14 protein-coding genes are annotated in these 21884 nt (G+C 37.9%); 10 read left to right on the top strand and 4 right to left on the bottom strand.

The genetic code is table 11. From position 1 onward, the window contains the following. The first annotated feature begins 9 nt into the window (after nucleotides 1–9). From C7972_RS22975 to C7972_RS24240, 7 genes are all read left to right on the top strand, one after another. Entirely contained in the window at nucleotides 10–1740 is a 1731-nt protein-coding gene (locus C7972_RS22975; protein WP_110358508.1) for a RagB/SusD family nutrient uptake outer membrane protein, read from the top strand. 195 nt (nucleotides 1741–1935) lie between these two features. Then, nucleotides 1936–2970 (top strand): metallophosphoesterase, encoded by a 1035-nt coding sequence (locus tag C7972_RS22970; protein ID WP_110358507.1) that lies wholly within the window; start codon nucleotides 1936–1938, stop codon nucleotides 2968–2970. 136 nt (nucleotides 2971–3106) lie between these two features. Continuing rightward, nucleotides 3107–4276 carry an alkaline phosphatase gene (locus C7972_RS22965; protein WP_220020949.1) on the top strand — a complete coding sequence of 390 codons (1170 nt, stop codon included), beginning with the start codon at nucleotides 3107–3109 and terminating at the stop codon, nucleotides 4274–4276. A gap of 123 nt (nucleotides 4277–4399) precedes the next feature. After that, entirely contained in the window at nucleotides 4400–5797 is a 1398-nt protein-coding gene (locus C7972_RS22960) for an alpha-L-fucosidase (RefSeq protein WP_110358506.1), read from the top strand. Between the two features lie 57 nt (nucleotides 5798–5854). Then, nucleotides 5855–7657, top strand: coding sequence for an arylsulfatase (locus C7972_RS22955; protein ID WP_110358505.1), 1803 nt, complete (start codon nucleotides 5855–5857; stop codon nucleotides 7655–7657). Nucleotides 7658–8034: 377 nt separating this feature from the next. Beyond that, nucleotides 8035–8235, top strand: coding sequence for a family 20 glycosylhydrolase (locus tag C7972_RS24245; protein WP_258364931.1), 201 nt, complete (start codon nucleotides 8035–8037; stop codon nucleotides 8233–8235). 77 nt (nucleotides 8236–8312) lie between these two features. Further along, nucleotides 8313–8495 carry a hypothetical protein gene (locus tag C7972_RS24240; RefSeq protein ID WP_258364930.1) on the top strand — a complete coding sequence of 61 codons (183 nt, stop codon included), beginning with the start codon at nucleotides 8313–8315 and terminating at the stop codon, nucleotides 8493–8495. Nucleotides 8496–9438: 943 nt separating this feature from the next. Here C7972_RS24240 and C7972_RS22945 read toward each other — a convergent pair. Continuing rightward, on the bottom strand, nucleotides 9439–10320 hold the full coding sequence (locus C7972_RS22945; protein WP_110358504.1) for an AraC family transcriptional regulator: 882 nt from the start codon (nucleotides 10318–10320) through the stop codon (nucleotides 9439–9441). Between the two features lie 152 nt (nucleotides 10321–10472). Here C7972_RS22945 and C7972_RS22940 point away from each other — a divergent pair, with 152 nt between their 5' ends. The 3 genes from C7972_RS22940 (at nucleotide 10473) to C7972_RS22930 (ending at nucleotide 18746) form a co-directional block, all read left to right on the top strand. Further along, a complete protein-coding gene (locus tag C7972_RS22940; protein ID WP_110358503.1) occupies nucleotides 10473–11873 on the top strand; it encodes a sugar porter family MFS transporter in 1401 nt (466 codons plus the stop codon). A 104-nt stretch (nucleotides 11874–11977) separates the two neighbouring features. Continuing rightward, the gene (locus C7972_RS22935) at nucleotides 11978–15307 is read left to right on the top strand and encodes a DUF5107 domain-containing protein (RefSeq protein WP_110358502.1); all 3330 of its coding nucleotides are present in this window, start codon (nucleotides 11978–11980) and stop codon (nucleotides 15305–15307) included. Between the two features lie 184 nt (nucleotides 15308–15491). Beyond that, nucleotides 15492–18746, top strand: a complete 3255-nt coding sequence (locus tag C7972_RS22930; protein WP_220020948.1) for a sugar-binding domain-containing protein — start codon at nucleotides 15492–15494, stop codon at nucleotides 18744–18746. A gap of 922 nt (nucleotides 18747–19668) precedes the next feature. On the opposite strand, the gene C7972_RS24485 is transcribed toward C7972_RS22930, so the two are convergent. From C7972_RS24485 to C7972_RS22915, 3 genes are all read right to left on the bottom strand, one after another. Next, nucleotides 19669–19734, bottom strand: a complete 66-nt coding sequence (locus tag C7972_RS24485) for a hypothetical protein (protein ID WP_375334799.1) — start codon at nucleotides 19732–19734, stop codon at nucleotides 19669–19671. Between the two features lie 551 nt (nucleotides 19735–20285). Further along, complete coding sequence (locus C7972_RS22920; protein ID WP_146216373.1) at nucleotides 20286–21080, bottom strand: tyrosine-type recombinase/integrase; 795 nt, start codon at nucleotides 21078–21080, stop codon at nucleotides 20286–20288. 78 nt (nucleotides 21081–21158) lie between these two features. Continuing rightward, on the bottom strand, nucleotides 21159–21542 hold the full coding sequence (locus C7972_RS22915) for a hypothetical protein (protein ID WP_110358500.1): 384 nt from the start codon (nucleotides 21540–21542) through the stop codon (nucleotides 21159–21161). Between the last annotated feature and the right edge of the window lie 342 nt (nucleotides 21543–21884).

The following is a 21884-nucleotide window of genomic DNA, read 5'->3' as shown; positions in this document are numbered from 1 at the left end:
ACAAAAATTATGAAATATTCAACTTTATTTGTAACAATTTTTATTTTTTTAGGAATAGTAGGGTGTTCCGATATTTTTGAGAGACAGCCCTTGGATAAAATTTCAAGTGCAGCCGTTTGGGAAGACTTACAGTTGATAGACGCAAATCTTGCTGATTTATATGTGTCCACTCCATTTCGATATTCGGAAAATTCCTCAAGAATGACCCAACCCTCCTATATGGGAGCGGAGGCTTATGTGCATAATGCAGCGGATTCTTGGATAGATGGAAGTCTAAATGAAACAGGAGGTGTTTGGGAATATTGGGCGTATGATCAAATCAGAAGAATAAATACATTTATTCAAAACGTTAGCCAATCGCCAATTGATGAAGATATACGTGAGCGTAGACTTGCAGAAGCAAGATTTTTAAGGGCCTACGCATTTTTTGAAATGGTTAAAAGATATGGAGGTGTTCCAATAATTACGGAGGCACAATCAGTAAACGATCCTGAGGAAGAACTTTTTGTGAGTCGTAATAGTGAAAAGGAAGTTTATGATTTTATCGCCCAAGAATGCGATGCTGTAGCAACTAGTTTACATAATGTTTCTGATGAATTTGGTCGTGTAACCGAGTTTACGGCCTTGGCCTTAAAATCCCGTGCAATGTTATATGCGGCAAGTATCGCTACCTTTGGTAACCAACAATTGGATGGTTTGTTAGGCTTTCCTTCATCGGAAGCTACCTCGTACTGGCAGAAATCATACGACGCTTCGAAAGAAATAATTAATTCTGGTAATTTTTCACTTTATAATGGTAAACCGGACAAAGCCCAGAATTTTCAGCATCTATTTTTGGATGAACAAAATACTGAGATTATTTTCGCAAAAGTATATCATGGAAGGGATAAAGTTGGTCATTCTTATGACTTTTATAATTATCCAGCCGGGTTTGAAAATTATTGGGGGGCTGCCACTTCGGTTTATTTAGAAACGATAGAAAGTTTTGAGTATTCAGATGGTAGTAGTGGTAAATTGAATTATGAAGATTTACAAAGCGGTTTAGTAGATTTTGATAATCTTTTTGAAAATAAGGATCCGCGTTTTTTTGCATCAATTTTATTTCCAGAGGCTCCTTTTAAGGATTCGAGGGTACGTACCCACGGAGGTACTTTTTATAATGGAGAATACATAATTGCACCCACTTTAATTGGCGATTATAATGGTTTGCCCTGGTATGGACAATCAATAGCCTTCGCAAAAGCAGGAACACATTTCCCGGTAAAAAAAATGATAAATGAATTAGAGGATCAAGCACTTGAGGGCGAGTCACATACGGACTTTATAGTTTATAGGTATGGTGAAATACTTTTGAATTTAGCGGAAGCGGCCTTTGAAATTGGTAAGACGGATGAGGCTCTGGAATATATTAATCAGGTGAGGGCTAGGGCTGGAATTGCATCTTTGACAGATTTGGACAGGAATAAAATTAGGCAAGAGCGTAGGGTAGAATTAGCTTTTGAAGAACATCGATTTTGGGATCTCAGAAGATGGCGAATTGCGGTAGAGGAACTTTCAAAAGAGATGCACAAATTGTCCAGTTTGGATTTTGACTGGGATACTAAATCATATAAAGTTACAATTGGACCGGTGGATCCAATAATAAGAAATTTTAAAGAAGCGTATTATTATTTTCCTATTGGTATTACAAGAATATCCAATAATCCCAATTTAGCGCCGGAAAATCCCGGATATAACTAGGAAACAATACACGTCATTTGAGTTGGTTAAGTTAGTTAAGTTGAAAGGGCCGGGGTATCTACAACGGTCCTTTTTTTACAAAAAAGGTACACCAATTGAATTATTGGGTTGATGAATGATTCTTGAAAGCGGAAATGAACTAGAACATCGGTAAATTATATATGAAAAAAAAAGTATAAAAATCAAATTATATTCATGAGAACTTCGTACCTAATTCTAATACTTGCATTATTTTCAACTTGCAGTGCAACCAAAAAAGGCGGTAAACTCGATGACATTGATAAGTCGTTTACTATTGTTGCTTTTCCTGATACACAAATGTATGCCAAGGATGACCCCACCTTTCGCAGCACTAGTAGAAAGGAAATCTTTTCAGCCATGACCAATTGGGTGGTAGAACGTTCAAAACCAGATAATATCAAATTTGTATTGCATATGGGTGATATTGTTAATGAGGATTATGAACCCTACCAATGGGAGAACGCAAACAAAGCGATGAGTATTCTTGATGGTGTAGTGCCATATTGCTTTGCTGTTGGAAATCACGATATGGTCCTTGATTCTACTAGAAATACTGTAAATTTCAATAGTACATTTCCCTATACTCGATATAAATCGGAAAAGTGGTATGGCGGAAGAATGAAAGATGATGGATATTCACCAGGAGACAATTATGACAATAGTTATCATTTCTTTAGTGGTGGTGGGATGGAATTTATGGTTGTAAGTCTTGAATGTGGTCCTACGGATACTATGATAGAATGGGCCAATGAAGTAATTGCTAAAAATTCAGATAAAAGAGTCATTGTTATTACCCACTCCTATATGTTGGGAAATGACACGCGTGATAAAACCACCGATTATCTTCCTCCAAGTCCACCATCCAATAGTGGAGAAATGCTATGGCAAAAGTTAATCAGGAAACATGCCAATATCTTTTTGGTATTGAGTGGGCATCATAAGAGCTCGGACGGGCATAAAGGATTATTGACCAGTAAAGGCATTCATGGAAACACGGTCTATCAACTTCTTAATGGCGATTGGTGGGACGGTTGGTTAAGGGTTTTTAAATTTAAACCTAATCAGAACAAAATAGTGGTTAAATCCTACTCTCCCTGGAAACCAGAAGATATTAAGCATCAATGGAGGGAATACGATTTTATCCTGCCTAATTATAATAAAGATCAGTTTCATGAATATGAACTTGATTACCTTATGTTAGTGAATTGATTTTTGACATGGGATATTATGCCGAATGTCCCATCCGCAATACTATTTCAAAAAAGCTATTTTAATGCTTGGCATGGTACTCCCATCATAAAATATAATATTAAAAAACGGACAAGATTCATAATACTTCATTAAAATGAATACTATTAAATGCAAAATTACATTGGCAGTATTGTTCTTAGGAATTGGTTTTCAATCGTTTGGTCAAAATAATAATATTCAAAAAAAGACCACAACAGAATCCAAATCTACATACCTAGGGGATAAACCATATACCATTAAAATATATCCTCAAAAATTCAAATCCGATAAGCCAAAAAATATCATTCTTATGATCGGTGACGGCATGGGAGTTGCCCAGGTTTTTACAGGCATTACTGCCAATCACGGACATCTTTTTCTGGAGAATTTTAAACATATTGGTTTTTCAAAAACACAGTCTTTTTCAAATTACATCACAGATTCAGCAGCAGGTGCCACAGCACTTTCTGCGGGTGTTAAAACATACAACTATGCTATAGGGGTGGATAAGGATACCATTCCAGTGATTACCATTCTGGAAAAGGCAGAAGAACGAGGGTTAGCTACAGGTATGGTTTCTACCTCATCCATTACCCATGCCACTCCAGCATCTTTTATTGCCCATCAAAAAAGCAGGAGTATGAACGAAGCTATCGCCGCCGATTTTTTAAAGACCGACATTGATGTATTTATTGGTGGTGGACTTACCTATTTTACCGAAAGAGAAGATGGCCGAAATATAGCTGATGAACTAAAAGGTAAGGGATATAAAGTACTTGAAAATATGGCCGATATTTCAAAAGTTAAAAAAGGTAAATTAGCAGGTTTAACAGCGCCAATAGAAAATGGGAGGGTATCTGAGCGTGGAAATCTTCTACCCCTTGCTACCAAAACTGCCATCAATATACTTAAAAAAGACAAGGACGGTTTTTTCCTTATGGTGGAAGGCTCCCAGATTGATTGGGGCGGCCATAATAACCACACCTCCTACATAGCCGAAGAAATGTTGGATTTTGATAGAACAATTGGGCAGGTACTTGAATTTGCAGCAAAGGATGGGGAAACTCTCATTGTAATTACCGCTGATCATGAAACAGGGGGACTGTCTATTCTTGGTGGTAATATGGAGACCGGCAAAGTGAAGGGCGCCTACAGCACCAATGGACATACCGCTGTAATGGTGCCAATTTTTGCCTACGGACCGGGAGCCGAAAATTTTATGGGTTTTATGGAGAATACTGATATTCATCGTAAAATGAAGGAACTTTTGTTTGATAACCAATAAAATATTTTACGGATCACATTTATTTTAAGGTTAAGATATTAATTGGCTATTGTTGAATTAACTAAAATCAAGGATATGCCAAATTAAAATATTGGAACACTGTACTGAACTAAATAATATCGTATGAACAGTAGATATTTACTTACTTTAAGTTTAATTTTTACACTTTTTGTGAACATGGGAGCACAACATCAAGTTCCCATTCCTACCCCCGAACAATTACAATGGCAAAATACCGAACTAGCAGCTTTGGTCTGTTGGGATATGCATGTTTTTGATGGTGAATTCTATGTGCAGAAAGAGGTGAGAATAACCCCTGTAAAGGATTACAACACTTTTGATCCAAAAAATTACGATATGGACCAATGGATCAAATCTCTAAAAGATGCAGGATTTAAAACAGCGATTTTTACAGTTAGTCACGAGACGGGTTTTTTTTTTCATCAGAGTAATGCAACCCCTTATTGCATGAAAGCCTTAAAATGGCAAGAGGGGAAGGGGGATATCCTTCGTGATTTTAAGGCCTCCTGCGAGAAGTATGGAATTCTTCCGGGGGTTTATATTGGAACAAGATGGAATGCTTTCTATGGTGTTCATGATTTTAAAGTAGAAGGAGTGGGAACATTTGCGGAGCATAGACAACAGTATTACAATACTATGATAGAAAATGTTGTAGAAGAAATTTTTGCCAATTATGGGGATTGGGCTATTGTCTGGTTCGATGGTGGTGCACACAGCCCTGAACAAGGAGGTCCGGACGTGCTATCAATTTTTGATAAACTCCAGCCTAACAGTTTGTTCTATCATAATTTACAGCGTTCCGATATGCGCTGGGGTGGTAGTGAGACTGGAACTGTTCCGTATCCCAGTTGGGGCACATTCCCCTATTTATCTACAGGGGCGGGTGAATCAGCTAAAAAGGAAATAAGAGCCAATAATTATCAGCTATTAAAAACAGGAGACCCTAATGGAAATTACTATATGCCTGCTATGAGTGATGCCCCTTTACGTGGGCACGGAGGTCATGACTGGTTTTGGGAGCCCAATAGGGAAGATATCATATATCCTCTAGATAAATTGGTTAAAATGTACTACAATTCTGTGGGTCATAATACAACCCTAATTTTAGGAGTAACACCCAACACGGATGGCATTATACCTGAACCTGATGTAAAACGTTTGAAAGAGTTTGGGGATGAAATAAAACGCCGTTTTGATTCTCCTGTAAAATCGGTTTCGGGCGAAGGATATCAGTTAAGCATTAAATTTGCAAATAAACAAAATATCAATCAAGTAGTATTAATGGAAGATATTTCAAAGGGAGAGCGCGTTAGAAAGTTTATTCTGGAAGGAAAAACTAAAGGCGGTTGGCACATGATTTTTGAAGGTTCTTGCATTGGAAATAAGTTTATTCACCGCTTTGATGACAAAGAAGTTTCTGCAGTTCGGTTAAAAGTTCTGGAATCAATAGGAAAATCACAAATTTTGGAGTTTTCAGTTTATGATGTTACAAATCCATAACTATTATAGAAAGTCATCCAAAAATTTTAATTAAAAAACTCTAAAAAAGAATTCGAAATGAAAAGCGATTTTAAGCATTTATCAATGATGTTGTTAGCTGGTTTTCTGCTGGTTAGTTGTAATTCCAAGAAAGAAACACCTCCGAATGTTATTGTAATAATGACCGATGATCAGGGGTATGGAGATATAGCTGCAAATGGAAATGCATTTGTTGAAACACCAAATATGGATTTATTGCATAGTGAATCCATGCGATTGGAGAACTTTCATGTGAACCCCACTTGTTCTCCTACTAGGGCCCAGTTGATGACGGGTAAATATACCCATCGCGTAGGTGTTTGGCATACGGTATTGGGACGGGAAAGAATTCGTAAAACTGAATTGACAATGGCAGATGCCTTCTCGGACAACGGTTATGCCACAGGTATATTTGGCAAATGGCACCTTGGTGATGATTACCCCTTTAGACCTTTAGATAGAGGATTTCAGGAGTCGGTTATTCACAAAGCGGGTTCCGTAAGTCAAATGGTGGATTATTGGGATAATGATAGAATGAACGACACTTATTTTCACAACAATCAACCTACAAAGTATTCAGGATTTTCCGCTGATGTTTTTTTTGAAGAAGCGATTACCTTCATGAAAAAAAATCATAATAAACCATTTTTTGCATATATCGCTACAAGTGCACCACATGGCCCTAATAACGTACTGCAAAAATGGGCCGATAAATATTTGAATAAAGAACTTAATGAAAATGTATCAAACTTTTATGCTAGTATTGAACGTGTAGATCATAATATCGGAGTGCTCAGAGATTTTCTAAAAGAATCAAAACTTGAAAAGAATACAATACTTATATTCTTAACCGACAATGGTTCCGCTATGCCTAATAATCACAATAAAGCTGGTATGCGAGGAAGCAAAGGGTCGGTTTACGAGGGAGGCCATCGAGTACCGTGTTTTATTTACTGGCCAGAGAAGAATATAATGGGAGACTATGCTTTTCATGAATTAACCTCAGTAATGGATTTACTACCCACTTTTATTGACCTCTGTAACCTAAAAGTTGATGACAATATTAAATTTGATGGCCAATCATTAAAGCCATTGTTGTTAGGAAAGAAAACGGATTTGAACGAAAGATATTTATTGGTGGAACAACAAAGGTTGCCTACCCCTGTTAAGTGGAATACCAATGCCCTTATACATAAAAAATGGAGATTGATAAATGGAAAGGAACTCTATGACATGGAGAATGATTTTGCACAAAAAGAAGATGTTGCCATGCAATATCCTGAAATTGTAAAAGCCCTACGAAAAAAATACGAAGAAATTTGGACCGATATAAGTGTAAATGACAATGAGTATCACCCTCTGATATTGGGTTCCACCCAAGCGCCGGAGATATTGCTAACAGCTCAGGATTGGTACTGGAAGAATAATAATGACAAGCCAAATCTTATTGTTGGACAGTCAACTGTACGTGAAGGTAAAATATCAAATGGCATTTGGCCTGTGGAAATTGAGAAGGCTGGAGAATATGTTTTTGAATTAAGACGTTGGCCAAAAGAGAGTGGATTGTCCTTAAATGCCACGACTCCAGAAATTGTGAGTAGGGATAATGACATTGAACTGAAACAATGGGGGGAAAAACCACAGGGTACAATTTATAACATTACCAGTGCACGAATAAAAATCAATGGTATGGAAAGATTAGTAGATGTAAATCCATCGGCCCAGAGTGTAGAAATATCCATGCCATTAAAAAAAGGATTGGTTGACGTGCAAACGTGGTTTTATACCAATGAAGGAGATGCACTTGGAGCGTATTATGTATATGTCAGACTGAAGGAATAGGCCCCTTAAGTCCGTATTTACATTTTTGTGTAATTAAAATTTAAGAGGGATTTACCATGCATAAACCTGAAGTATTGTTTTATTCTGATACAGTACAACGCATTTTTTTTGTAATTGAATCTTTTGTCTATTTTTTAAGCGTTAAGAATTATATAAACTTGTACACGTATATAATTGGAATAACAAACAGTTAAACCTTTAAATAAATCTTGACAATTGAAATTTGTCAGAGAAGTTCCTAATCTATGAACTATTAGAAAATTTTTCAGCCGATTCGCGTGCCGAAATAACCAAAAAAGGCAGTAAACGTTATACTCAGTCTTTAACAATTGACATGGTAAAAATTTAAGTTTAGCAGCTTTTTATGGGACGAGATTTTGAAAGGAGGTTTGGCCCCTAACGCCACGGTTATGTCTTGGTGTGGCGAAAAAGGAGGAATTCAAGCCGCCAAACAACATCACGATGTTATCATGACACCTAGGACCCATAATTATTTTAATTTTTACCATGTAGAGGATAAGGTTAATGAACCTTTGGCCTTTGATGAGTTTCTGCCCTTGGAAAAAGTGTACTCCTAATAATCCAATTCCAGAGGAACTGGATAAGGAAGAGGAAAGGTTCGTCCTTGGGGCACAAGGTAATGTTTGGACCGAATATGAAAACAGAAAAGCAGGTAGAATATATGACCCTTCCCGGAATGACAGCCTTGTCCGAAGTGTTTTGGTCCCCACAGAAAACTAGAAATTGGAGCGATTTTAAAAATCGACTAAAGGATATGTCGAAAAGGTATGATGTTATGGGGATAAACTATCCAAAGCACGTATTAGTGGAAGACTAATGGCAAAGCTTAATAGATACAGTAAATATGAAAAAATATTTCAACACCATTCGCAGAACGTTTTTTAATAGTATCATGTAAAAAGTATGGGAATTTCTAACTTAATACTATGCCATAATGGCTCAAATTTATGCTTTTGAGTCATTTAAATCCAAATGTTTTATGAGAATTAAAGGTGTAAATAGCAATTTACTGTCACTTAACCTTATGAAATGGGTTTAAGCAAAGGTGTAAAAGGCAATGAAAACCTACCTAGCATTTCGGACTACAAAATTAAACTTTAAGTATATATCGAAGATTTTAATAAATACGTCCTAAGGATAATACATAGGGGCGTGTTAATGGACGAAAATTCATCAAATCTTCGGCTTTTTTATATGAAATCTGCTAGGTAACAAAAGATCATTCGCCTTGTCCAGAACATTATTGGTATGCTGTTTATATAAATTTAGGTAGTCGATGGTTAACTCCTTTGTGATAATTAATAATCTTTGACGCCTGTATGAGGGGTGCAGCCCAGCAAGAAGAACCCTTATCGTAGAAAAATGAAAAAGAAGTTTGAGAAATTAATGGCGAAAAAATGGAAAATAATCACAAAAAACCACATGTAATCTACGTGCAATCTTAAAAAAAGAAAGCACTCAATCTCTTGGGAGCCCTTTGTTTGTTGATGGGAATATTGGAGTTGAACCGGCGACTTCTTGTCTGACACAAAAGCGGTTTGTAAATTGTTAGGTGAATTTAATAACTTTCTCTATACTGAGGACTATCAGGAAAGGGAGTTAACTAAAGGGGAATTGAATTAGATGGAAAATATTTTTAACTCCTAATAATAGTTTTTAATTAGTTCCATAAAATGTTCGAAATAAAGACTTAGATTAAGATTTTTATTAAAAAAGAGATTAATATTTAGGGCACATAGAATCCGCCTAGTAATTATAAATCAATTTTCTATCTGTGTTCTATATGACTTCGGAGAAACACCCATATACTTTTTAAAAAGCCTGGAGAAGTATAGTGGGTCTTGAAAACCTACTTTGTAACTAATCTCTTTAATATTTAAATCGGTGTACTTAATGTACTCACATGACTTTTGAATTTTTTTTAAATTAAAAAAATGAATCAGGGAATATCCGGTCTTCTTTTTAAAAAGGTTGAATATATAAGAGGAAGAGTAATTAAACTTTAGTGCTATATCCTCAGAAGTATACGACTTATCTATATTGTCGGTCAAAAACTCTGTAATTGAATCCACTAGATTTTCATAATTATCAGTACGTAAATTATTAGTGTCATCATAAATAAAGGAACTTAGGAAGTTTAGGGCCGAAATGCTTGCATATTCCATTTGAGGTTCGATATAACTACTTTTATATATTTTAAAAATTTGGTCGAATAGAGCGATCCGTCCACTTTCGAATGGAACCGCTATGGTTCTTTTAGCCTTCAAACGATATCGTTCAATTAGATCATTCACTAATAAGCCATTAAAATGCATCCAGTAAATACTCCATGGATTACTTTTGTGTGCACCATAACTATGTTTTGTGTTCCTGGGTATAATGAAATACTGATTAGGAAAAACAGGTGTTATTTCATCATCCACATCGTACCAACCCTCTCCTTCGGAACAATAAATAAAAATATATTCGCCTACCCCCTTTTTTCGCTTCCTATGATGGTAGTTTGCTTTAGGGTAATAGCCCATATCAGTTACATAAAACGAACGGGTAATAGGTTTGGAACTTAAACGGTGTATAACTTCATTTGGTAATACAATCATCCTCTGCCCTAAAAACCCTTCTTTAATAGTGGAATTGTCCATATATTTCGGTCATTTATCTATTTATATAGTAAACTACAAGGTGTAAATTTACAAATTAGAGAATAATCCATGGAAGTTGCCCATGTTTTGCTTATTTAAACCATTGGAATTGATGAAGGCAAACTTTTAACTAAAGACAATTTAAGGCTAAAATGAATAATTCAGAGATAAACATTTCATACCTTCTATTTCTGGCATTGGTTACTGCCATGGGCGGTTTCCTGTTCGGATATGATTGGGTAGTGATAGGGGGCGCAAAACCATTTTATGAACTATACTTCAACATAGTCAGTTCACCTACATTACAAGGTTGGGCCATGAGCAGCGCATTGGTAGGCTGTGTATTAGGTGCTATACTTTCGGGTTTATTGTCGGACAAATGGGGTCGGAAAAATTCCCTGATCTTGGCCGCAGCCCTTTTTACCCTGTCCGCTCTTGGCACCGGCTTTACCGATAGATTTACGATTTTTATTGTTTATCGTTTGCTAGGAGGTGTAGGTATTGGCCTAGCTTCTACCCTTTCACCCATGTATATTGCAGAGGTAGCTCCTGCTAAATACCGCGGACAGCTCGTTGCAATTAATCAATTGACCATTGTTTTGGGTATATTGGCCGCACAACTGGCCAATTGGGGTATTGCAGAAGCGATTCCCGCCAATTTTAGTGCTTCTGAAATACATGCTTCTTGGAACGGGCAAAACGGTTGGCGCTGGATGTTCTGGGCTGAACTTATCCCTGCGGGTCTTTTCTTCTTTTTAATGTTTCTTGTTCCGAAGAGTCCCAGATTTCTCGCGAAAATGGGCAAAGATATAGAAGCAACTAAAGTCCTGGAGAAAATTGGAGGTAGAGAATATGCCTTAGGCGAAGTACGAAACATGAAATTGACCTTAAAAAAAGATAAAGGAACAATGGTCCCATCTTCCCAACTAAAGAACAAAAAACATACATCTATATTCGTAATAGGTATTGTATTGGCAGTTTTTCAGCAATGGTGCGGTATTAATATCATTTTCAATTATGCCGACGAAATATTTACCGCAGCCGGGTATAGTGTGGGAGATATGCTTTTTAATATTGTCATTACAGGCAGTGTAAACTTGATATTTACCTTTGTTGCCATGCGCACTGTGGACAGCTGGGGACGTCGCAAATTAATGCTTTTTGGCAGTATAGGGTTAGCTTTTGTTTATGCCCTTCTAGGAGGTGCTTATTATTTTGAATTTAATGGATTACCTGTTCTCATATTGGTAGTTACTGCTATTGCTATTTATGCTATGTCTTTGGCACCCATAACTTGGGTAGTTCTATCAGAGATATTTCCCAATCGCATTCGGGGTGTAGCAATGTCAGTTGCTACTTTTTCATTATGGGTTGCCTCCTTTGTTCTGGTGTTTACTTTTCCCATAATGAACAAGGCGCTAGGCTCTTATGGGACCTTTTGGGTGTATAGTTTAATATGTGTTGGAGGGTATATTTTTATTAAGAATAAATTACCAGAGACTAAAGGTAGGAGCTTGGAAGAAATTGAAATGGAATTCGCGAAGAAGGATTAAAATTATAAATAATCATTAAAACGGACGGGCTGGTATAGGTCATGTTAATACCACGCTCATAGGCTTCTAATGTTAAATAAGGTAAAATAGTAGTATTTAAAATTATGAATATAGTTAAGGCGTGGAAAGAAATTGTGACTATTCCAACTTACCAAGTGGGAGCACCTGAAAAGTATCCTGTTTTTTTAGAGAAACGAGTCTATCAAGGCAGTAGCGGGTCGGTTTATCCAAACCCTGTAGTGGAGCAGATCAGTGATATTAAAACAGATAAGAAATGGGAAGCAATCTTTATAGAAAACGATTATATCAAGATTATGGTGCTTCCTGCATTGGGAGGAAGAATCCAGATGGCCTATGACAAGATCCGTCAACGACATTTTGTCTACTATAACCAGGTTATTAAGCCTGCGTTAGTAGGGGTTACCGGCCCTTGGGTTTCAGGAGGGATTGAGTTTAACTGGCCCCAGCACCATCGACCAAGCACCTATGACCCAACGGATTATTATATAGAGGAAAATAAAGATGGTAGCGTTACAGTGTGGGTTAGTGAAGTAGAAAGAATGTTCCGTACCAAGGGAATGGCAGGTTTTACCTTATACCCTAATAAGGCATACCTCGAGGTTAAAGGACAACTTTATAACCGCACCCCCCATGCGCAAACGTTTTTATGGTGGGCAAATCCGGCATTAGCAGTAAACGATCACTATCAGTCAGTGTTCCCACCTGACGTTAATGCTGTTTATGACCATGGAAAACGTGATGTATCTGAATTTCCCATAGCCAAGGGAGTGTATTACAAAGTAGACTACTCTCCAGGCACCGATATTTCTAGATATAGTACTATTCCCGTACCAACTTCCTATATGGCAATAACTTCTCAATATGACTTTGTAGGTGGTTATGAAAATGATACCAAAGGTGGATTGATACATGTGGCAGACCACCATATTTCCCCAGGAAAAAAACAATGGACTTGGGGAAATGGAGATTTTGGCAGGGCATGGGATCGAAACCTTACCGACCAAGATGGACCCTATATTGAGTTAATGTGTGGAGTATATACCGATAATCAGCCCGATTTCTCTTGGATGCACCCCTATGAAGAAAAAACCTTTAAACAGTATTTCATCCCTTATTACAATGTGGGTATGGTTAAAAATGCTACAAAGGAAGCCTTGATAAATTTAGAATTGGAATCCGGTGAAGCCACAGTCAAAGTCTATGTAACTTCTGTATATCATAATTGTACGATTCAGCTATTAAATGGCCAAAATGTAATTTTTGATGAAGTGGTTAGCTTAAGTCCAAAAGATGGTTTTGAAAAAAAGGTGCTCCTTAAAAATGCGGTCTACGAAAATCTTATTGCCATACTAAAAGATAAAGATGGTGCTGTATTGGTTTCTTGGTCTCCTGAAGATTATTCACATCAAGAAATTCCAGATCCAGCCAAAGCAGCAAAAGACCCTAATCAAGTAGAAAGTGTAGAGCAATTGTTTCTTATTGGTCTGCACTTGGAGCAATATCGTCACGCTACTTATGACCCAACGGCATATTATTTGGAGGCACTCTCACGTGAACCTGGAGATGTGCGTAACAATAATGCTATGGGGCTTTGGAATCTTAAAAAAGGGCAGTTTAATAAAGCACTACCCTATTTTGATAGGGCAATTGCTACGCTTACCAAACACAATCCAAACCCGTATGATGGGGAGCCCTTTTTTAACAAGGGGCTTACTTTACGGTTTTTAGGTAAAATCGACGAGGCTTATGACGCATTCTTTAAATCTTGCTGGAACGCGGCCTGGCAAGACGCAGGTTATTTTAATCTTGCACAAATAGATTGTGCCAAAGGAAATCTGACTAAGGCATTGGAATTAGTAAATAAAGCTTTGATCAAAAATTGGCATAATCATAAAGCTAGACACTTAAAAGCTTTACTTCTTCGAAAATTAGGTCGCACAGAGGAATCTGGGAGATTGATCAAGGAATCGTTAGCCATTGACCCTCTGAATTTCGGGGTATATTTTGAGCATTACATCCTTACAAAAGAGAGTAATTATAAAGCCTCTTTTAAAAAGTCAATACGTGATAACGCTCATAATTATATTGAATACTCCTTGGATTATGCCCAAGTAGGCCAATTTGAAGAAGCAATTCATCTTTTACAGGTATACATGGAAGAGAAAGAAGAAGTGTATCCCATGGCTCTATATTTCCTTGGATGGTACTATGAACAAAGAAATGAAAATGAGTTAGCAAAACAACAGTATAAGCTGGCTCAAAAAATGCCGTCAGACTATTGTTTTCCTAGTCGATTGGAAGAAGTGGTCGTGCTACAGGCAGCCATCGACATGAATCCGTGTGATGATATGGCACCATACTATTTAGGCAATTTTTGGTATGCGGCAAGACAGTACGAAAATGCCCGTATATGTTGGGAAACTTCATTGAAGCTTAATAACAATAATCCTATCTGCCTCCGTAATTTGGCTCTACTGTATTACAACAAGGAAGATAAGAAGACATTGGCCCGAGAATATCTGGAAAGGGCATTCCAATTAGATTCCAATAATCCACGACTCTTGATGGAATTGGATCAACTATACAAAAAAATGAATGTCCCTATAGATCAGCGTTTGGAGCTACTGGAGAACAATAGTTCGCTAATGGTGGCCAGGGATGATTTATACTTGGAAAAGATAAATATACTCAACCTTAAATCCCATTACAAAAAAGCTTTTTCCAAATTAAAAGAAAGGCAATTTCACCCTTGGGAAGGTGGTGAAGGCAAGGTTCCATTTCAGTATATAACCACCCATATAGAGCTTGCGAAAGAAGCTCTACAGTCCGCCAATTATAAAGTAGCCAAAACGTTGTTGGAATCGGCTCAGATATATCCGCATAACTTAGGCGAAGGGAAACTGTTCGGGGCACAAGAAAATGATATTTTTTATTGGTTAGGCTGTACTTATGAGAAGTTAGGAAATAACGACAAAGCTAAGGAATATTGGGAAAAAGCTTCAGTTGGGTTGAATAATCCTGAGCCCGCCATCTTCTATAACGACCAACAACCTGATAAGATTTTCTACCAAGGTTTAGCTCTTTCTAAATTAAATAGACAAAAAGAAGCACAACAACGTTTTAAGAACCTATTGGATTATGGGAATAAACATCAAAATGATGTGGTTAGGTTAGATTATTTTGCCGTATCACTTCCAGATCTACTAATTTGGGAAGAAGACCTTAATGCGCGTAACTATATACATTGTCAATATTTGATTGGCTTGGGCGAACTTGGATTGAACCACACGGAAAATGCTATTTCCGCTTTTAGGAGAGTTATAGAAAAAGATAGGTATCACTTATCCGCGGTAGTCCATTTAAAAATGGCTCAAAAAATTGGATCGAAATTAGCTGATAGAAAGGAAGTATGATAAGATGTTTTTTTATATCCCAAGAGCTCTGTTTATCTCAGTTTTCAAAAAACAGGTCAATTAACTTAGTTAGGAAGAGGATGCGTACAACTGGATTTTTTTGAATGCAGGAACGAACATCAATTAGAAAACCAATACATCTATTAGTCCATTGTAATTTTATTTATAAACTAATTATAGTTCTATGTATAATCGAGTAAAGAATACTGCAATAACAGGTATTATTTTAGTATTGATGATGATAATTCCTTTGAATGCACAAGAACGGAACATAAATCTATCAGGTGCCTGGAAGGTAACCTTAAATGCCAACAATACCGCTGTGGATAATTCCTACGGACATAGTAAAATGGAGGGGGTAATTCATCTACCTTCTTCGCTTGCTCAACAGGGTTTTGGTGTAGAGACCAAAGGATCGGATTATGGTGTACTTACACCGGAATATAAATATCTGGGCGTGGCCGTTTTTGAAAAGGAAATTGTAATCCCCAAAAATTGGAAAGACAAACAGCTTACCATTTTCCTTGAACGGGTATTATGGCAATCCAAAGTTTTTATTGATGGGAAACAACTTAGTACCCAGGATGCGCTGGGAACCCCACATATACACAAAATTGGAAATCTTGCCCCTGGAAAACATCGTCTAGTCATAGAAGTGGATAATGAGATGATCCATAATATTGGTGATAAAGGCCATGCCTATGGTACCTATACCCAGGGCATTTGGAATGGAATAGTTGGAAAAATGGAAATTAGGGCCCAAGACCCTACCTATGTTCACAGTGTTAGAACCTTTGCCCTATTAGATAAAGACCAACTGAGGGTAGAATTGGGAATAACCGCACAGAAGGTGGAAAAAGCTAACGTTCAAATTCAAATAAGGGAGCTAGAAAAGCCGGAAATAGTTAAAGAACTGAGTATTTCTAGAAAATTGAACGTCGGTACAAATAAATTTGAAGTCATCCTGAATCTTGATGGAAAGCTAAAAAAGTGGAATGAATTTGAACCTATAGTATATACCCTCATTACAGAAATCAAGACAAAAAAGCATTCAGATACTTACGAAACAGAATTTGGTTATCAAGAAATTGGCCATAACGGTACGAACATTACGATCAATGGCGACCCTGTTTTTTTAAGGGGTAATCTAGATTGCGTACATTTTCCGTTGACTGGTTATCCGTCCACTAATGTAGAGGATTGGGTAAATATATTTAAAACCTATAAGGAATATGGACTTAATCACGCCCGTTTCCATTCCTGGTGTCCTCCTGAAGCTGCTTTTAAAGCCGCCAACAGGGTGGGCATCTATTTGCAGGCAGAGGCTTCCATTTGGATCGATGGATGGATGAGTGAAGACATGAAGGCCAAGGGAAGGCCTGAGATGGATACCAGAGGACACCCAAAAGGTCTGGGTTTAGATCCCGAACGTGATACATTTGTTATCGATGAAATGAACAGAGTGGTCGACACCTATGGAAATCATCCATCATTTACCATGTTCTGTATCGGTAATGAATTGGGTAATTCGGATTTCGATGTGTCGAAGGAATGGGTTGCAGACTTAAAAAACAAGGACAATAGAAGGCTTTATTCAGTTTCAACCGCACGAAAAATCACTGAGGTAGATGACTATATGGCTACCCATTATATCCAAGGAGTCGGTCGTACAAGAGGTTTGAATGGTCCGCGAACTGATTGGGATTTTGAGGATGTTTATTCTCAAATGAACATTCCAATAATTGCTCATGAGATTGGGCAATGGCCGGTCTACCCTACTTGGGATGAAATCGATAAATATACCGGTATACTAAAGGCCAGGAACTTTGAGGAATTTAGGAAGGTTGCAGAGAGAAATGGTATTGTTGGTCAAGATCAGGACTTTAAGATGGCTTCAGGAGCATTGAACCAAATAATGTATAAATATGAAATTGAGTCCTTTTTAAGAACTAGAAGTTGCGCAGGGGTGCAATTATTAAGTATGCAGGACTATCAGGGGCAGGGCGAAGCCTTGATTGGATGGCTGGATGCCTTTTGGGATAGTAAGGGAATTACCACTCCTCAAAAATTCAAACAACACTTTAATGAAACAGTACCACTATTACGAATGAAAAAGTATGTTTGGAATACGAACGAAACTTTTGAAGCAACTGCCCAGATTTCCCATTATGGACAATATCCCATTAAAGAAGGGATGATTATTGCAAAAATCCTCACCGGTAAGGGTAAGATTTTAAAGGAGGAAAGGTGGTCCGTTAAAGATTTGGATATTGGCAGTTTAACCGATATAGGAAAGTTTAACGTTCCCCTGAATTCTATTGATCACGCACAGCAATTGACCATTTCCCTAGCATTGGAGAACACTCCCTTTAAAAATTCTTGGGATATTTGGGTTTACCCTTCCAGCCTTCCAAAGACAGGTGACGATGAAATACATTATTCAAATTCATTGGACGAGGAAGCGCTGAAAGCATTGAAAGATGGAGGAAAGGTATTGTTGTTTGCAAATCAATTGGGGACCGAGGAGAATAGTGTAGATCTAAATTTTCATCCGTTGTATTGGTCGTTGACATTCTTTCCCGGCCAAGGTAAAACCAATATTGGATTATTGGTACAAAACGAACATTCTGCTATGAAAAAATTTCCAACCTCCTTTCACAGCGATTGGCAATGGGAAACTATTATGCATACCTCTAAAGGCTTTGTATTAAACAGTACCCCTCGGGAATACCAGCCCATTGTGCAGGTAGTGGACGATTTTCACAGAAACAACAAAGAAGGAGCAATCTTTGAATTTAGAGTAGGAAATGGTAAGTTGTTGGTATGTGGTTTTGATATAGCTACAAATTACTCCCCCGTAGCAAAACAGTTAAAGTATAGCCTTGTAGAATATATGAAATCAAATGATTTCACCCCAACCCTTACTGTTGATGGAACATTTTTGAAGGAACTTTTTCCTATGATACCTAAGGCAACCGAAACAACCTTGGATGAAGGTTTTGAAAATGCTTTGTTACACGTGAAATCTGCTGACTTAGTAAAAGTTGAAAATAATGATCTTGAATGGTCCAAAGAGGTTGATCGAATCCTTGTCCAAAAAGAAAATGTCAACTACAACATACAATCAGACGGTGTTAATAAAGATAATGATGGAGGTGCTTGGTACGGAAAAAACATGACTATTACCATAGATTGTCCTAACGGAATCTTAGGCAGTTTTTATGTGCTTTTTGAGGATTGGAACCACCAAGGACGGGAAGGTTTTCTTGAGTTTGAGGGCAGGAAAGTACAACTAGGCAAACATGATATCAAAGGAGGAAAATGGGTGAAATTCCATGTAATGAGGGAAGATAGTAATGACGGTAAGCTTATTCTGAAAACTATGACGACTAAAGCAAACAATCTCATGATACGTCAAATAGTGCTGGAGAAAGAATAGAATGGTCATTCAGCTTTTACACTTGTTACGTCCTAAGTAAAAATGGTGTTTCGAACAGTAAAAAAAATATTTCATAAAAATATTATGGTCTGACGGCCCACAGTAGAGTAAGGCAATCTTATAAGTAAGGAAATGAATACCGTTAAGTAGTTGGAGCTACAAAATAAGCGATTCAGAAGTGGTTCAAAAACTTTAATATCAGCTAATTAATTCGTGTATTTAAGTATAATAAAACCTCGAAAACGAGTCCCTAGCTCAAAATACGGGGTTTTTATCTTAATGTCTATATCCAAGATACGAAGAATCCACAATTTCCAGCACAGTTCTACATTTTCTTCCCTGACCGAAGCTTTCGATGTGTTCTACGCTCGGTTTCTCGAGAGCGACCGGGGCAAGGTCTACATTGCCATCCTTTAATACGACCTGGTCAGGTCCTTTGGCCTTGGGGAACTAAAAAAGGGTCCATTGTCCATCTTTTCGGCCAAGGGCAAACGTTTGAAAAGACAAGGAGCACTACCATCTGAAGTGGATAAGGGCCAGGACCAATGAAACTGTGACCTTATGGATATTCTTCGGCATCCATAAGGGCAACGTAGTGGAAATCGGTAGGCGCATGTGGGCCCCGGCACTGGAAAAAGCGGCCTAAGGGCCTTTGATAAAAAAAATAGATGGCAGAGGTCTGTCCGGACATCAAAAACACACACCTGAAAACCCTATAAAACTGAGTTCGATTTAGGCTTTTAATACAATAATGTCAATTGTGAGGTGTTTTCTGTTTCAAATTTGATTCCCGGTTTCTTTTCTTGAAAGGAGTAGGCGATAAGGCTGGCCACCAAGTTTGTAATGAAGTTTCCAAAGCTTCTGTGACGCGAATGTTCGGCTGGCAGATATTCTTTAGCTAATCGTTTATCGTTTCGATGAATTATCTTTTTCGAAGGAGTATCTTGTCCCGCATGTCCATCAGCACATTCTTCATATTGTTCCTGATCCCGGTGACCAGGTGCAGGCCCTGGTCGAAGAGTGGATTGCATCAGTTCGGTGAACCGGTTGTAGGAGACTGTAACGGGGAACTCGTCCCTTAAATCCTCCTTGACATAATAAAGATAAAAATGTTTGAAGGTCCGGTAACCGCTCATGTGAAAAAGTACGATAATGGTCAGGATTTCACTTTGTGATATCCTAAAAGTCCTGTTCCTTTGCTTTTTCCCACAGGAAATGAGCTTCTTTTATAAGGCGGGCTCAAAAACTTTTCAAAATTTACCTATAGAACAGAAAATTTAAGTAATTTTATCCATGGAAATCATAAGCGGAATGTTGGTTTAATATTTGAATTTTAGATACCTAATTTTCCGCTATTTCTATTGTAAAAACCCTACTTTCTTACGTCGAATTCAGGTGATAAAACCGACCGAAGACCCGCTTAATGAATAAAACCATAAAAAACTCCCTGGAAAATCTATTTCCAAGGATTTGTTTTATCAAGAATTTAGTAAAAATTAGCTTGCTCCCGAATATGGCATTTTTAATTGTGAAAATTATTTAAGAAATGACTAGCTCATTCGCATCATCCAAAACATGGTTGGTAAAGCTTTTCAAATAGATTCCTGTTGTCCTTAAGTAATTGTGGCCCAAACCTTCACTGATTACCTCTGTTGATATTCCCATAAACTTGGCGATGGTAGCCCAGGAATGTCGGATGTAGTAGGTGGTGAATTCACCTTCTATCCCCGCATCTTTGGCGATGATCTTAAGACGCTCGTTCATTCTCCTTCTTAGTGATTTGTACTTTTGAAAATGTTTGGTACTGCCGTCATAATTGGTGGGAAGCAGATAGTCTTCGGGTTGTTTCCCCTTAAGGTAGAACTCCAGGATGTTACCAAGACTTTCGGTAATCCTGACCGAGAAGGGGTCACCGGTTTTGCTTCTGCCATATAGAAGGCGGTCGCCCTCGATATTCTTTACCTTGAGCTTGACCAGATCGATAAAGTTCAATCCCCTGCAGTAGAACATGATCAGGGCATGGTTTTTGGCGTGCCAAAGTGGGCTTTCCTGCTCGTATTCCAATTTCTTTAGATCCATGATCTTGACCTTGGCCACAGCCTTCTTTTTGGTCCTCGCCATTGATGGCGTTCTATAATGGTCGAATGGATTTTTAATCGGAACAAATTGATCTTCTTTGATGGCGCTATTGTATATGGATCGGATCGCCCTCATATACATACCTATTGTATTTTTCGAATTTCCCTTCTTCAGTTGTTGGGCCTCGAAGTCCCTGAGAAATGTAAGGGTAATATCGTAGAGGATGATATCCTTTCCATTGTTGAATTTGGTCATGGCATCCACTCCACTTTGTTACCACTGTGCCGTTCCCGGAATGTTCGCTGCCCGTTTTCTGTTGATAAGCGCACTTCCCTATTGTGATAGTGAAATATTATTTTCCACCTTCTTTTTTATCTCAAAATCCAGTTCGCAATCCCATCTGACCTTGATATGGTCCAAAAGGAGGTCGACATCCAACTGGTCGATACTATCTCCGAGCTCGTACACCACTTGTTTGGCCCAATGGAACTTGTCTCCAAGTTCAGCGTTTATCTTTTGGCAGTCCACCCCATTGTTTGCTGCTGAAGATCTGCGCAGTAGATGGTTTTTTGAATCCCATCCGGCAGGGGAGGTAAAGTAGCCAAGTCGGAGCAGTCGGTTCTTTATGTGGAAGACCTTGAGGACTATGGGATATAGCCCGGTAATCCTGCTTTTGGATTTCTTCCTTGTGTCGAGTATCAGACTTACCTTGGCCATTAATTCTTAGCTATTATAAGTAAAAGGTAAGAAATAAAAACGCTCACTTTACGCGCACTTTTCCTTGATGTCAAATGGCTGCAAATGGCTACAAATTGAGTCAAAACGATTTAAATCATTGATATTCAGTCATATATAATAGGCTTTGTAGCGCTTTCATATCTGGTATAATAGACTGTCACGCAGGGGGTCGCGGGTTCGAGTCCCGTCCGGACCGCTAAAGAGGCTGTCTAAAAAGGCAGTCTCTTTTTTTTTGTTTATGATTTTAAAAAAAGTATTGATTTTCTTATCTTAATGGTATGAAAAGCAATGTCGTTTGGAAGACCAATAATCAGACGCAAT

Source organism: Arenibacter sp. ARW7G5Y1 (genome assembly GCF_003201775.1).
Taxonomy (GTDB): Bacteria; Bacteroidota; Bacteroidia; order Flavobacteriales; family Flavobacteriaceae; genus Arenibacter.
Note: the sequence above shows the minus strand (reverse complement) of the source record. Positions and strands in the feature narration are given on the sequence as shown.

Excerpts from the sequence above, each read along its gene's own strand:
- C7972_RS22975 (WP_110358508.1), top strand. The coding sequence starts at position 10 with ATGAAATATTCAACTTTATTTGTAACAATTTTTATTTTTTTAGGAATA.
- C7972_RS22970 (WP_110358507.1), top strand. The coding sequence starts at position 1,936 with ATGAGAACTTCGTACCTAATTCTAATACTTGCATTATTTTCAACTTGC.
- C7972_RS22965 (WP_220020949.1), top strand. The coding sequence starts at position 3,107 with ATGAATACTATTAAATGCAAAATTACATTGGCAGTATTGTTCTTAGGA.
- C7972_RS22960 (WP_110358506.1), top strand. The coding sequence starts at position 4,400 with ATGAACAGTAGATATTTACTTACTTTAAGTTTAATTTTTACACTTTTT.
- C7972_RS22955 (WP_110358505.1), top strand. The coding sequence starts at position 5,855 with ATGAAAAGCGATTTTAAGCATTTATCAATGATGTTGTTAGCTGGTTTT.
- C7972_RS24240 (WP_258364930.1), top strand. The coding sequence starts at position 8,313 with ATGAAAACAGAAAAGCAGGTAGAATATATGACCCTTCCCGGAATGACA.
- C7972_RS22945 (WP_110358504.1), bottom strand. The coding sequence starts at position 10,320 with ATGGACAATTCCACTATTAAAGAAGGGTTTTTAGGGCAGAGGATGATT.
- C7972_RS22940 (WP_110358503.1), top strand. The coding sequence starts at position 10,473 with ATGAATAATTCAGAGATAAACATTTCATACCTTCTATTTCTGGCATTG.
- C7972_RS22935 (WP_110358502.1), top strand. The coding sequence starts at position 11,978 with ATGAATATAGTTAAGGCGTGGAAAGAAATTGTGACTATTCCAACTTAC.
- C7972_RS22930 (WP_220020948.1), top strand. The coding sequence starts at position 15,492 with ATGTATAATCGAGTAAAGAATACTGCAATAACAGGTATTATTTTAGTA.
- C7972_RS22920 (WP_146216373.1), bottom strand. The coding sequence starts at position 21,080 with ATGACCAAATTCAACAATGGAAAGGATATCATCCTCTACGATATTACC.
- C7972_RS22915 (WP_110358500.1), bottom strand. The coding sequence starts at position 21,542 with ATGGCCAAGGTAAGTCTGATACTCGACACAAGGAAGAAATCCAAAAGC.